Here is a 13166-nt window from a genome sequence, read left to right on the forward strand (position 1 = left end):
TGCGTGATAATAATGCTTTAAATGTCTAATACAGCCTAACAAACTCCGAAAGCGAACGCGAATTTACCCCAATTTGGGTTGGAGCGTCCGCGTAGGAGAGGGCAAATATTCATCAAAAAAATCTTGAGCGGACTTTTACGTTAGTTTTCCCTTAAAATAAACAATTATTTGCATAGACTTGCAATTAATTTCCGCTATCCTGATACGCATATTATCTGCAAATCAGAATCCTTCGTCCCAACATCCATTTGTGCTAGCCTATCTGTAATAAAAGGAACGTCTATGTCTGAACAATTACCTGATCTCATTGAAGAAATCGTTTCAGCCCCTGATGCACAAAACGTAGGTGCGGTCACCAGCGTTATCGTCACCCAAGATGAAGATGACATCGCACTGCTTTTAGAGTCTATTCCACTCGAGCAGCGTTTAGCGATATGGCGTGACATTCCAAAACATAAAAAGCTTGACGTATTGGTAGAAATGCGTGCCGATGCGCGCGAAACACTCATCCTACAGAACGATCCAGCTGAATGGGACGTGCTATTTAGTGACGTTGATGCAGAACAATTACTAGAACTTGCTGATACGCTACCAACTGCACTTTTAGATAAAGCTTATGCCGCGATGGACAAGCAACAGCGGCAATATTTTAAAGACGCTAGTCAGTATGCAGATAATCAAATTGGGCATTGGCTGAGTCACGATTTGTTAGTCTTACCGCTAAATGCAAAAGTCAGAGATGCGCTTCGCTTGATACGCAGAAACGTGCCGAACTATACCGACTGCATATTTCTGCTCAATCGTGCAGGACAGTATTCAGAAGCCGTAAAAATTAATAAGGTCTTCGGCTCTCCAGAACATTTACCACTGGTTGATTTAAGCGAAGATGAAATTGGCATACTCAGAGCGGAGGATGATTGCACCAGTGCTGCACGCATAGTGCAACGTTCGGGCTTTGCAGCTTTGCCGGTAGTAGATGAAAACAACAAGCTTTTGGGCTGTGTGGATATGTTTATCGCCAGCGAATTGGTCAACGAATATTACGAGCGCCAAGTGATGTCGAGCGCAGGTATGGATGAAGAAGAAGATTTATTCTCCCCTGTGCGCAAAAGCGCAAAGAACCGCGCGGTTTGGTTGGGCATTAACTTACTCACCGCCTTTCTTGCTTCATGGTTTATTGGTTTGTTTGAAGCAACTTTACAACAAGTGGTTGCGTTGGCAGTGTTGATGCCGGTAGTTGCTAGCATGGGCGGCATTGCAGGCTCACAGACCTTAACACTTATTGTACGCGGATTGGCGCTCGGACAAGTCACCAATGCCAACCGCAAAGCATTACTTGATAAAGAGCTGCGTGTAGGCGGCCTAAATGGATTGGTGTGGGCAGTTGTGATTGGTATTGTGGCCTACTTTTGGTTTGCCAGCCCCTTGCTAGGGCTGGTAATTGCGCTGGCCATTTTAGTCAACATTGTGGTGGCAGCGATTGCAGGCGTCACGCTGCCGGTTATTTTACACAAGCTTAAAATTGATCCGGCCCTTGCCGGCTCAGTTATCCTCACAACGGTCACCGATATTGTGGGTTTTGTGGCGTTTTTAGGCTTAGGCACCCTTGTTTTACTGTAATAGACTAGCGTTGGCCATTGTCTAGATACTAAATGTGATGTGAAATCATGCGTTTAATAATTTTCAGTGTACAAGTGTAAGCTGAAATAGTAAATTAATGGCTCTTAAAGCTTACATTTTGAACTAACATGCTCCCCCAGAAATCGATATCGATGGACAATAGCACCTATTCTTCACTCGAAGAAGGGTTAAACGCCGCCACCCACGGGTTAGGCGCCCTGCTATCTATAGTGGGTATGATATTTTTGCTGTTGAAAAGCCAATCGGGTATTGAGGCCGCAGTTGCCACAGTATATGGCGCGAGCATGGTCATGCTATTTACCGCATCATGCCTATATCATTTGTCTACGCCGGCAAAACAACGCAAATGGCTAAGAAAACTTGACCATATTGCTATTTACTTTCTCATTGCTGGCACCTACACGCCATTTCTCACTATTTCTATGGACGGTACGTTAGCAACGATAGGGCTGATAGTCATATGGATAATCGCACTCGCCGGATTGGTATTTAAGCTCACACTTGGGCACAACCACCCTCGTATCAGCATATCCACCTACGCCATTATGGGATGGCTCGCACTGTTTTTGATTTACCCAATTTATCAGGCCCTGCCCTTAGCTGGATTTATTTGGCTGGTGGCCGGTGGCCTTTGCTACAGCGGAGGCATACCGCTATACCTAATGAAAGGCCACCACTACACCCATGCGCTTTGGCATTTATGTGTAGTAGCCGGCGCTGCTTGTCACTTTATTGCCATTTACTTTTTCGTATATTAAGCGCGCGACCGTTTAATCGACTAACGCCTGATATACCGTATTTCTAAAATCATTGTTGTGGGCATGAAAGTTAGACGGTAAAAATTGCGTCATCGAAATCATGATCATGTTCTCTTCTGGCGATACACGAAAATACGTCGATGCAGCGCCTCCCCAACCATAGTTTCCATCAGAGCTCATAAACATCACCTGATTAGCATCTAGCGTTACCGACATGCCTAAGGCGTACCCTTCTCCCGGCCTATTTTGCTCATATGGCACTAAATGCTCAGGAAGATGATTGCTGGTCATATATTCTGCCGTCTTACGCCCTAAAATACGCACCCCGTTATACTCTCCGCCGTTTAACAGCATTTGCGCAAACTTATAATAATCGTCAATGCTGGATACTAAACCGCCCCCACCATTATGCACGGCTGGCTCCGATAAAAAGTCTCCTAGCGGCTCATTTTCAACGACTACGGTTTTACCTTGTCTATCAGCGCCATAGATTTGTGCAAGCCTGTGCGCCTTTTCAGCAGGTACGTAAAACCCGGTATCGGTCATATTTAGTGGATCAAAAATCACCTCTTGCATATATTGGCCAAGCTTTTTGCCGGTAATACGCTCAACAACAAAGCCCAGCACATCGGTATTGATGCCATAATGATATTGACTACCTGGCTGATGGTTTAGCGGCAAGTCGGCTAATTGTGCTAAAAAGCTCTCCACGGTATCGCTGCTAGCAGGCGGCGGAAATGCTCGGTACAGTTTATCGAGTTCGCTGTTGGTAAACCCATAAGAAAAGCCCGCGGTGTGTAAAAATAAGTCAATCATGCGAATCGAGCGCTCACTGTCCTCTACTACCATATCGTCGGCAGGTCCACTCACATATACTTTCAAATTTGCAAGTTCAGGCAGGTACTTTTCAATAGGATCATTCATGTGGAACTTGCCCTGCTCCCAAAGCGTCAAGGCCGCTACTACGGTGATGGGTTTGGTCATTGAATATATTCGAAACAGCGTATCGGTGGTCATCACCTCGTTGGTTTCACGATTTTTCATGCCGTTAGCCGAAACATGCACAATGTCTTGATTTCGTGCCACAAGGGTCACCGTGCCAGCTAATTTACCGCTTTCGATATAACGCAGCATTGCCTCGTCAATGCGCCCTAGACGCGCTTTAGAGAAGCCCTGTATATACTCGGCGTTGCTTTCAACAATGTTAGCTTGCTGGTTGGGTTGGCTCGTAACCGAGCATGCAGCCAGTAACAAACACAGGGCTATAAAAGAATATGGTTTCATCAGTAGACCTTATCAATTTATTTAACGAGTTGAGTGTATAGACTTGTGATATTGAATCAACAGCATGATGCACACAGTTGACACATAACCCATTAAAATGTGTAGCCCACATTTAGCCCAATTAAGGTGGTGGTTTTTACTTCTACATCTAGGCCAAATATTTCTCCAACGTTTAGCACGTCCTCGTCGGTGCGACGCACACCTAACGATGCCCCAAATGCCCAGCCACTTTTGCTAAATCCGTTAGGATAATAATTGTAGGTAAGCGCTAAAAATCCAGACTCACTGGCTAGCACTTCAGCCCCTACCATAGCCCCAAAAGCGTGTTGCTGTGACATATCAGTAAAGCGTTGATAACCAAGCGCACCGCCTAGCAGACCTACAGAAGCATAAAAATTATCTTGTTCACCTTTAAAGTTATATTTGACGCCCACGATCCCGCCGTACTGATAGCCAATACCAACCGTTATGTTTTCTTGGGCTGGCGCACCGGCAATACATATCACAAATAGAAAAACACTTGTTATTAGTCGTTGCATCATCTTCCTCTTAATTTTCAACTTGTTCATTGATGTAGGTGGTTGATTATAAAGGCGCACTTTATCGTAAATTACACCTTAAAAAACAGCTTTTATTTTGGTTAGTCATTTTTGCTCTGAAGGCACGAAGTGCGTGATTTAGCGAAAAGTATCGAAGGGGTAAAGCCTAGATAATATTTTAGTCAAAGAAAATGAGATTTAACCGATAAATGTATGTTGGGAGCTACCTTGTGAATAAAAAAGCCTTCGCAAAAGCACTACATGATATGAATGATTGACCAAATTACACCAGAAAGGTTTAAGGAAGTAAAATGACCATTAAGCGCATGTTGACAGTCTCACTCGCGATTCTCACTTTTATAATCATAGGTGTGGGCGCAATATCCCTTGTGAGTTTTTCTACACTAGAGAAGCAGAACAATATTTACAACTCCATATCGAGTGCAGATAACAGTATTTATAAAGCACGGCTTGCTCAAGCAGACTTTCTTGTATTTAAGGATGCTAGCTTTGCGGCAGCGCTAGAATCTGAACTCGGCAGCGCCACTAAACAGCTACAAACCGCGAAATCATCTATGAAGATAAAAGCGAATATCTCAGAAATTGATAGCATCATTAAGATTCAACAGCGATACGAGCGCGCATTCAACAGCCTTGCGGCTCAAAGCAACAACGAGTCGTTTGACCCCCAACAAGTACAAGAATTGCTCAGTATTGCAAAAGAGCTTTCTGTTAAAATTGATACCCTACTTGAAAATGAACGATTAGTTGCGCAAGGGGTTCACTCCAACATCTCGATATATCTAATCATTGCAATAGTCGTAGGTGTACTCTTAAGCATAGGACTAGGTTACTGGTTAACGCAGAGCATTGTTAAAGGCATCAACATGTGTACTAGCGCCTTGCAAACCATTGCCACAGGGGATTTTGCGACTCTCAAGCAACCGGCGCACACAAATGATGAGTTTGGGCAATTACTTACGATTATGAACGGCTCAACAACGCGTGTAAGGGATGTCCTTAGCGAAATTAAATTAGCCTTAGACCGCGTTGCACAAAGTAATATTGAAGTCGATAATGCGGTGGCTGATTCCACTTCATCTATGAATAATCAAAAAATGGAAACTGAGTCATTAGCGTCTGCGATCACTGAGCTTTCTGCCGCGAATGAACAAATTGCGCACAATGCAAAACTAGCCGCGGACACAAGTCAAAGTGCAGGTCAGGCCGCTGTTGATGGTGACTTAATCGTCAAAGACGCAAGTGCTGCGATGGCTGAACTTTCATCAGAGCTTGATCAAGCCTCGGTGGTAGTAGACAAACTTAATGAAGACTCTGACAACATCGCCAACATCCTCGATGCGATTAGAAGTATTGCGGAGCAAACTAACTTATTGGCGCTTAATGCCGCGATTGAAGCAGCACGAGCCGGTGAGCAAGGCCGAGGCTTTGCAGTAGTCGCAGATGAAGTACGCACGCTAGCGGCTCGCACACAAAACAGCGTAATGGAAACTACCTCGTTAATCGAGCACATACAAAAAGGTGCGCGCGACGTGGTCAATGTGATGACAAGTTCAAATACCAAGAGCTCAGCGGTCATGAAACTGACCGAAGAAGCGTCTGTAGCCTATGCAAACATTACTCACGCAGTCAATCAGCTTACTGAAATCAATCAACAGGTTGCAATGGGCGCAGACGAACAAACTAAGGTTACCCACGAGACCAGTAAAAATGTAGAACGCATTGCGAATTTAGCAGACACCAACGCTCGCAACCTACATGATATTGAAGAGCAGACTAATCACCAAACAAAAGATACCAACTCTCTGGTAGATTTATTGAGCTTCTTTAAGATTTAGGCATAGGCAAAACCGCGAGCAAAGCGGAAGGGGAGATTGATCCATCGGTTTTGCTTACGCGTTTCAATATCAAGTGACTAGTATTTCCATACGCTAAGTCAATCTAAAAGTGATAAGCCATTCGGTTCTACATAGAGTAATGGCTCATCGATGCTTCGCAAGAAGGGGAATAAGGTGAAAACAAGCGTTGAGATTTCTCTGTATCCTCTAGACGACAACTACACGCCTATTGTGTTGGCGTTTATTGAGCGTCTGCAAGATGATCCAGACCTAGATGTCGTCATATCGCCATCTAGCACTTTTGTAACGGGCGAGCACCACAACGTTATGACGACTCTTGCAACAGAGTTTGAGATTACTTTTCGACAAGTTGGCCAAGCTGTTTTCGTGTGCAAGTTTATGAATGCTGACGCAATGATGGAATAACGTTCCGAGCCTCTGACCTACCCCATAGCTCAACACTCTTCAGCAACACCATCTTTGTATAGTCCTCTATGAATGCATCTTTGCACTGGTGCCAGCACAAGGTATCAAAATAAAACGATAGTCATTGCCATAAGACGGTTGTAGAGTAAGAGTTCGATCATCGAAAGGAACATCATTATGAAACATATTTCGTCTATTGTATTACTCGTCTTTATTACCTTTACTTTTTATGCCCCACTCGCTTATGCCCAGGATAAAGCAGACCCGCAAGTCAAATCTGTATTGATCACCGGCGCTAGCACTGGCCTTGGGCGTCATTTAGCAGAAACACTAGCAAGTAGCGGCCATCACGTATATGCCGGAGCCCGCAAGCAAGCCGATCTTGATGCTTTAAATGCCATAGATAATATTACCGCTGTGAAACTTGACGTCACCAAACAAGATGAAATCGATGCGGTAGTGGCATTGATTGAACAAAAAGGTACCGGATTATATGCACTTGTGAATAATGCAGGTATTGGCGGTGGCGGCCCGGTAGCGACCACACCGATTGAAGATCAGCGCCTTGTTTATGATATCAATGTAGAAGGGGTTTATCGGGTTACAAAGGCATTTGCGCCTATGATCATTGAATCTGAAGGCAGAATTTCGACCACAGGCTCTATTGCAGGCACTATCACGCGTGCTGGAATGGCTACCTATAGTGGCAGTAAACACTGGATTGAAGCCTTCACCGACGCATTGGCGGCTGAAATGGCTGAGCACAATGTCATGATCAGCGTCATTGAGCCGGGAAACTATCAATCGTATATAAGACGCAGCAGTGTTTTACGAGCCTACGCAAAAATTGAAGCGGCAGGCGGCGAAATCACCCCCGAGATGCAGCAAGCGTATGAAAACACCGCATCATATGAACTGAGTTTAAAACAGCCCGACGATGTATCGGCGGCTTTTGTGCATGCTTTGTTTGATGAGAAACCACTTCGCCGATATGTGGTGACACCAAATCAAGAAGAACAAGCATGGACCATTGGCAGTAAAATTCAGCAGTTAGTCGAGCTTAATCAGTGGGGACCGCATAGCTACACCCGCGACCAACTCGTTGAAATGCTTGATGCAAGCTTGGCCGAAAAGGCAAAATAACAATAAAGAGTGCTGCGTTGATGATAACGCGCTATCACTAAAACAGTTTTAAGTCATCTTTATACGCTTGATAAACCGCCTTCTTTTCACCAAACAATTCAAGCAAATCAATGTTCAAGAAAATAGCGTTATCGTTACTACCTCTGTGCGTCACACCAATACTATATCGGTTATTAATGTGCACGGTTATGCCGGTACCCACCGAACTTACTTGTGCAGCATCTCGATAAGTACTGGTAATAGATAGACCTATGCCCTTACGCCACCAGTTCACACCCACCCATTCAACCGCCAACGACAAATCATCTTTGCTTCCATCGGGTGCATTGCCAATGTGCTCAAATACTAACGATGGGCGTAGCAAAAAGTACTGCGTACTGGGTGGCCCAGCCAAGTCTATTCCTTGATAATCATTACGATAAATAAGCGTGGTCAACCATACATCTAAAGGCGTTTGATATCTGGCTTGTTCGATAAACATGTTCCAATCGTTTTGCATTTGCGCTAGCTTTTCGCCGTTTTGCTCAAGCATGTATTGAGACACCTGTGTTTGAAACGGTGCGGCGGCCCTTCTTATTTGCGCAAAAACATCTTCACAACTTTGCACTCCTGCAATAGCCTCAGCGCAGCTTTGCATGCGATCATCGTTTAACTCAAAACTCAAGCGAGAAAGCTGATCATTATTTTTATCCCACACCTCCCAATAAGGGGTAAAGTCATCGCCTTTTGCTGTGTTGCCATCTTCTAAAAACTGCAAATAGCGATAATCATCGGTGTTTGCGTGCAAATTACGCGACCACAAACCAATTCTACTTGAGAGCCCTGGGAATAATTGCTCTGAAAACAACTCATTTACAGTGTTTTCGACCTCTAGCGTAAAAGCATCAAGACGCATACCTACCGCCTGCTGCTCCTCAGGTAAGACTTGCAGGTAGTTTTCACAAATTACCTGACCAGCTTCTCTCGCCTTTTTGTTGAGCTCAGTGAGCGATGCATCAAAAGATACTTCTGCTTGCTCAGGTAAAGCACAACTCAACCCTGTTATCTGACTTTGACTGGCAAACGAAATGAGCACCATTGCGCACATAATAACGATTTTATTCATGTCATCTTTCCTTATATGAACGGCTATGGATTACACCAAAAATTGCTTGGCCTTAGTTTGAAAGTCTGTGGCCACTTGGTAGAACGCTTTGAGAGCTTTTATCTTGTCGGTGGTATTTGTGGTGTTTTTGATGTCAGCAAAGTGCGCCTTTAACTCTTCATACGACCTATTTACCGACGTTTCACCATGCTTTTTCACACCTTCTAAGTAATCACTTTGCCTGACCAGCTCACCCACCACAGAGAATAAAAACATACGCGCAACAGGCGGCGCCGCCATGTATTCACGCACATCATGAGTATTGAGTTTACGCACCGTTTTCACCTTAATATGACGTCCATTTTCAATGTCTCGACGATAAGCTTTTGGCCATGTAAAAGGGTCAAATTCATTGGCAACATTGTACAAGTAGTTGCAACAGCCATCTGCTGAGGAGTGCACAATCGAATGATTAGGGTCTGCAATGTCGTTAAGTAAGTTGACCAAGCGACTCACATTGGCCACGGTCCAAATAGAATCAATGGTAAAACGGTCTACATCAAGTGACGGAATAGCAGAGGTGATATCTGCATCTTTGCGGAACAGTTTTGCTAGCGTGTCGTGCAGCACAGCCGTACCTAAACTATGCGCAACTATATGCACTTTGCGCGATTGAGCGTTCGCTTCAATCATAATGTCGTTAATTCGTTTTGCCAGATCTAGGCGAATTTTCTCACCCCAAAAGGTCAGGCTGTAATACACCACGTCGAGCCAATGGCTATACAGCATGTCATCTTCATCAAAATCCGCAAAAAATGCAGTGAGTTCGCCGGCCATTTGTTCACCGAGTCCATGGCCCTGCAAAAACTTCAGATGATTGGAAATAGACTGTGCGTAATCGGCGTCTTTTTGGCGCAGTTGATCAAAGAATTCTGAGTAGTTGAACTGAAAAAACTCGACTTCGTTTTCAATATCAAAGTCGCTAAGTCCGAAATTCATAGCCGCTTCATTTAGGCCGCTAGCAACCTCTTGTTTCATCGCGCCAGGCACATGTGTGCCCATGCCATGTATAACCAATACCATAGGTTTTGTCATGCAGACTCCCTTCCTTTCTCTTTAATGATGCTTAAATTTGAAGAAACGAGTAAGACGTCAGAAACGTTTCATAGCGTGAGCTTTGCGCTCTATCTAAAAGCATAGCCTTATAAAAAAAGGACTGCAATAGGGGCGCAGAGAAATGCAGCAAGTACTCACAATGTTAAAACACAAACAACCGCCCGTTTATTGGGCATGAAGACTAAAGGATGAACGCGTTTTATGTGATGCATGTTACCATTAAACCACAACGGTATTCTTTAGCTACAGACCTGCTTCATGCAACACTTTATCATTGCCCTTGTGCCGGTTTTGGCACTTATTTTTGTTGGTTATTTACTTAAACGGCTTCAATTCATTGAAGATAACGTATGGGCTGGCATTGAAAAACTGACCTATTATGTCATGTTCCCAGCGCTGCTAATTTTCAATATTGGCCGACAAAACCTCGATGGAACACAGTGGCAAGAGATGTTCTTCGTGATTTTTGTAGTGTTAGCAATCGCCAGTCTGCTGCTGTTGCTCTTGTATCGAGTACAACAAGACATCACGCCGCAAACCTTTACTTCCCTGTTTCAGGGCGGCATTCGTTTTAATAGCTATATCGCGTTTTCCATATCTGCTGCCTTTTATGGTGATGAGGGCTTAGGCCTAGCGGCTATTAGTGCCGGCTTTATGATTGTGATGGTAAATATTTTATGCGTTGGCGTATTTGCGATGTTTGGCGACAATGCATCGTCGAGCGCCAAGGTTTTTATGAAACAAGTGTGTCTAAATCCACTCATCCTTGCATGCATTGTGGGTTGGTTGTTGAGCCTATCGGGAATTGGCTTGCCAAGCGTCAGCGCAGATATTTTAAAAATACTTGGTCAGGCAGCGTTACCCATTGGACTGATGGCGGTGGGCGCTGCGCTTAAGCCGCGGTTAATCAAAGGTCACAGCAGCGCCATCGTCAGTGCCAGTATATTGCAGTTTATTATCAAGCCGGCACTGGTTATTATGCTATGTACCTTCATAGAGGTTCCGCTGATTATCACCGGTGTTTTATTGATTGCGTTTATATCACCCACCGCGTCTAGTGCCTACATATTGGCTCGTCAACTAGGGGGAGATGTTGACACCATGGCATCTATCATCACACTGCAAACGCTACTAGCCTTCATCGTTATGCCGTTATGGGCTTATTGGGTGTTAGCGTGAGCCATTTTTGTAGCGGTTATGCATCAACCTTAAAACATGCCACACTGTTATTAGCACACTATCAATAAGGTTAAGCACTTTTATGAAAACGTTCACCGCCCTGCTCTTCACTTTCACTGCTATGTCGCTCATAAGCGGGTGTTCAAAACAGTCAGCGAATGACCCTCAGGCCTCTGCCCAGTGCTTAGATGCAGATCTTGTTTTGTATAACACGACCATTTACACCGTAAACGCAGCACAACCAGTTGCTCAGGCAGTCGCTATGCAAGACGACAAAATTATATTTGTTGGGAGCAATGATGACGCGAACGAATACATGTGCGGTGATGCACAAATTATAGACATGACAGGCAACTTTGTTTTCCCAGGTTTTACCGACAGCCATCAGCACGTGGAAGGTGTAGGTCAACGCCCTAAAACACTTAGCTTATTTTCCATCCCTACATTAGCCGAGACAGTTGAAGCCATTCAAGCATTCGCCGACACTGTAGAGCCCGGTCAATGGGTGCAAGGGCGCGGCTGGATTGAGCGAGAATGGCAAGACGAACAACGCTTTTTAACCAAACACGACGTTGACCCATTTACGCAAGACAAACCGCTATTTATGCCGCGAGCAGATGGCGTATCGGCGTTAGTTAACTCAAAAGCACTCGAGCTTGCAGGCATTAATAAAGACTCCCCTAACCCACCGGGCGGCAAATTTGAGCGTGATGAAAACGGTGAGCCTAATGGCTACGTGCTTGCCACGGCAATGGACGTATTTAGAGCACTCATCCCACCTAAAACGCGAGCGTATATCAAAGACAGTTTGGTACAAGGTATGGCGCTAAATGCCAAATTAGGCTGGGCGGCCACGCAAGATGCAGGCATGCCCTTTATCAATATAGAGTTGATGCAAGAAATTTACGCACAAGGCGATATGTCTACACGTATTTATGCTGCTGCCAATGTGCAAGAAGCGGCGAAAATGTTTGAACTTGGCCGCTTTGCAACTGCCGACAACATGTTTGAGGTACGCGGAATAAAAGTGTATATCGATGGCACACTAGGTTCACGCGGAGCAGCGCTTATCGAGAACTATTCTGATGCTGATCATAACGGCTTTATGAATCGCACCACCAAAGAAGAACTTGAGCCTATACTGCGCCAAGCGCTTGTTGAAGGTATTCAAGTCCAAACTCACGTCATTGGCGATAGAGCAGTACAATCACTATTAGACTGGTACGAAGAAGCCTATAACGCCGTTCCAAAAGCGCAGTGGGAAATAGACAATCCGCGCTGGAGATTAGAACACGCCCAAGTTATCCCACCCGAGGAGCAAGCAGAGCTCGCTCGCTTGCAAGTCATTCCCTCTATGCAACCTAGTCATGGCATTGGTGATTTAAACTTTGCCCCTGCTCGATTAGGCCCACAGCGATTAGAATATGCTTATCCGTGGCAGCAGCTCATCGACCGAGGAATTATCATTTTAGGCGGCTCAGACGCCCCTGTTGAAAAAGGTGACCCTCGCATTGAATTTTATGCCGCAGTGGCGCGCAAGCGACTTGATGGAACCAACGATGAGGGATGGCACCCTGAACTGGCGGTCAGCCGTGAGAGCGCGTTAAAAATGTTTACCATTTGGCCTGCCTTTGGTGCGTTTCAAGAAGACATTAGGGGCTCAATTGAAGTCGGAAAATATGCTGATTTCACCATTTTCAATAAAGATTGGATGAATGTGCCCGCGGCCGAAATCCTTACTTCTGAAAATCAAATGACAATTGTTGGTGGAAAAATAGTCTATCGCGCGGACAATTGATGGCAGCATACGCCTTAAAACTGAAGGAATTTTGCTTCCTAAAAGGTGACTAGGAGAGTTAAGCTAATTCTCCTGCCACTTCTTGGGTTTGACAATTTTTGCCCCCAAGATCGCTTCTACGTTTTTTCTGCCTAAATACGCAACCGGCGCATATGGCACCTTTCTCTTAAATAGTTTAGAAAGTTTCATTGTTTTCACCTTCTCCTTACAAATAATTGTACAACCACATAAATTTTAGCACTAAAGCCAGTATCAAAACGCAGCCTAAAGCCACTCTCAATAGTGCTAAAACTTTTGTGTTGTCAAAAAACTGCAATACATTATGTTTAACGTCTGAAT

Annotated in this window: 11 protein-coding genes; 7 read left to right on the forward strand and 4 right to left on the reverse strand. The window is 44.6% G+C overall.

The window, feature by feature from the left end; genetic code table 11:
* Positions 1-282 precede the first annotated feature (282 nt).
* Complete coding sequence (locus KJ365_RS14240; RefSeq protein WP_214452347.1) at positions 283-1620, forward strand: magnesium transporter; 1338 nt, start codon at positions 283-285, stop codon at positions 1618-1620.
* 128 nt (positions 1621-1748) lie between these two features.
* Positions 1749-2399: a PAQR family membrane homeostasis protein TrhA gene (gene trhA / locus KJ365_RS14245; protein WP_214452348.1), complete on the forward strand. Its 651-nt coding sequence runs from the start codon at positions 1749-1751 to the stop codon at positions 2397-2399.
* A 12-nt stretch (positions 2400-2411) separates the two neighbouring features.
* Here the strand turns inward: trhA and KJ365_RS14250 are convergent, their stop codons facing one another.
* Positions 2412-3683, reverse strand: a complete 1272-nt coding sequence (locus tag KJ365_RS14250) for a serine hydrolase domain-containing protein (protein WP_214452349.1) — start codon at positions 3681-3683, stop codon at positions 2412-2414.
* A gap of 92 nt (positions 3684-3775) precedes the next feature.
* The gene (locus tag KJ365_RS14255; RefSeq protein ID WP_214452350.1) at positions 3776-4222 is read right to left on the reverse strand and encodes a hypothetical protein; all 447 of its coding nucleotides are present in this window, start codon (positions 4220-4222) and stop codon (positions 3776-3778) included.
* A gap of 311 nt (positions 4223-4533) precedes the next feature.
* On the opposite strand from KJ365_RS14255, the gene KJ365_RS14260 reads away from it, so the two are divergent.
* The 3 genes from KJ365_RS14260 (at position 4534) to KJ365_RS14270 (ending at position 7650) form a co-directional block, all read left to right on the forward strand.
* A complete protein-coding gene (locus KJ365_RS14260) occupies positions 4534-6081 on the forward strand; it encodes a methyl-accepting chemotaxis protein (RefSeq protein WP_214452351.1) in 1548 nt (515 codons plus the stop codon).
* Between the two features lie 174 nt (positions 6082-6255).
* Entirely contained in the window at positions 6256-6507 is a 252-nt protein-coding gene (locus tag KJ365_RS14265; protein ID WP_284731291.1) for a hypothetical protein, read from the forward strand.
* Between the two features lie 177 nt (positions 6508-6684).
* Positions 6685-7650 (forward strand): SDR family NAD(P)-dependent oxidoreductase, encoded by a 966-nt coding sequence (locus KJ365_RS14270; protein WP_214452353.1) that lies wholly within the window; start codon positions 6685-6687, stop codon positions 7648-7650.
* 37 nt (positions 7651-7687) lie between these two features.
* On the opposite strand, the gene KJ365_RS14275 is transcribed toward KJ365_RS14270, so the two are convergent.
* Positions 7688-8755 (reverse strand): hypothetical protein, encoded by a 1068-nt coding sequence (locus KJ365_RS14275; RefSeq protein ID WP_214452354.1) that lies wholly within the window; start codon positions 8753-8755, stop codon positions 7688-7690.
* Positions 8756-8785: 30 nt separating this feature from the next.
* Positions 8786-9829, reverse strand: a complete 1044-nt coding sequence (locus KJ365_RS14280) for a hypothetical protein (RefSeq protein ID WP_214452355.1) — start codon at positions 9827-9829, stop codon at positions 8786-8788.
* A 279-nt stretch (positions 9830-10108) separates the two neighbouring features.
* Between KJ365_RS14280 and KJ365_RS14285 the strand changes: the two genes are divergently transcribed.
* Positions 10109-11029: an AEC family transporter gene (locus KJ365_RS14285; protein ID WP_214452356.1), complete on the forward strand. Its 921-nt coding sequence runs from the start codon at positions 10109-10111 to the stop codon at positions 11027-11029.
* 82 nt (positions 11030-11111) lie between these two features.
* Entirely contained in the window at positions 11112-12827 is a 1716-nt protein-coding gene (locus tag KJ365_RS14290) for an amidohydrolase (protein ID WP_214452357.1), read from the forward strand.
* Positions 12828-13166: the final 339 nt, after the last annotated feature.

The organism is Glaciecola sp. XM2 (assembly GCF_018595715.1).
Taxonomy (GTDB): domain Bacteria; phylum Pseudomonadota; class Gammaproteobacteria; order Enterobacterales; family Alteromonadaceae; genus Glaciecola.

Coding starts and splice junctions, on each gene's coding strand:
- KJ365_RS14240 (WP_214452347.1), top strand. CDS start 283: ATGTCTGAACAATTACCTGATCTCATTGAAGAAATCGTTTCAGCCCCT.
- trhA (WP_214452348.1), top strand. CDS start 1,749: ATGCTCCCCCAGAAATCGATATCGATGGACAATAGCACCTATTCTTCA.
- KJ365_RS14250 (WP_214452349.1), bottom strand. CDS start 3,683: ATGAAACCATATTCTTTTATAGCCCTGTGTTTGTTACTGGCTGCATGC.
- KJ365_RS14255 (WP_214452350.1), bottom strand. CDS start 4,222: ATGCAACGACTAATAACAAGTGTTTTTCTATTTGTGATATGTATTGCC.
- KJ365_RS14260 (WP_214452351.1), top strand. CDS start 4,534: ATGACCATTAAGCGCATGTTGACAGTCTCACTCGCGATTCTCACTTTT.
- KJ365_RS14270 (WP_214452353.1), top strand. CDS start 6,685: ATGAAACATATTTCGTCTATTGTATTACTCGTCTTTATTACCTTTACT.
- KJ365_RS14275 (WP_214452354.1), bottom strand. CDS start 8,755: ATGAATAAAATCGTTATTATGTGCGCAATGGTGCTCATTTCGTTTGCC.
- KJ365_RS14280 (WP_214452355.1), bottom strand. CDS start 9,829: ATGACAAAACCTATGGTATTGGTTATACATGGCATGGGCACACATGTG.
- KJ365_RS14285 (WP_214452356.1), top strand. CDS start 10,109: ATGCAACACTTTATCATTGCCCTTGTGCCGGTTTTGGCACTTATTTTT.
- KJ365_RS14290 (WP_214452357.1), top strand. CDS start 11,112: ATGAAAACGTTCACCGCCCTGCTCTTCACTTTCACTGCTATGTCGCTC.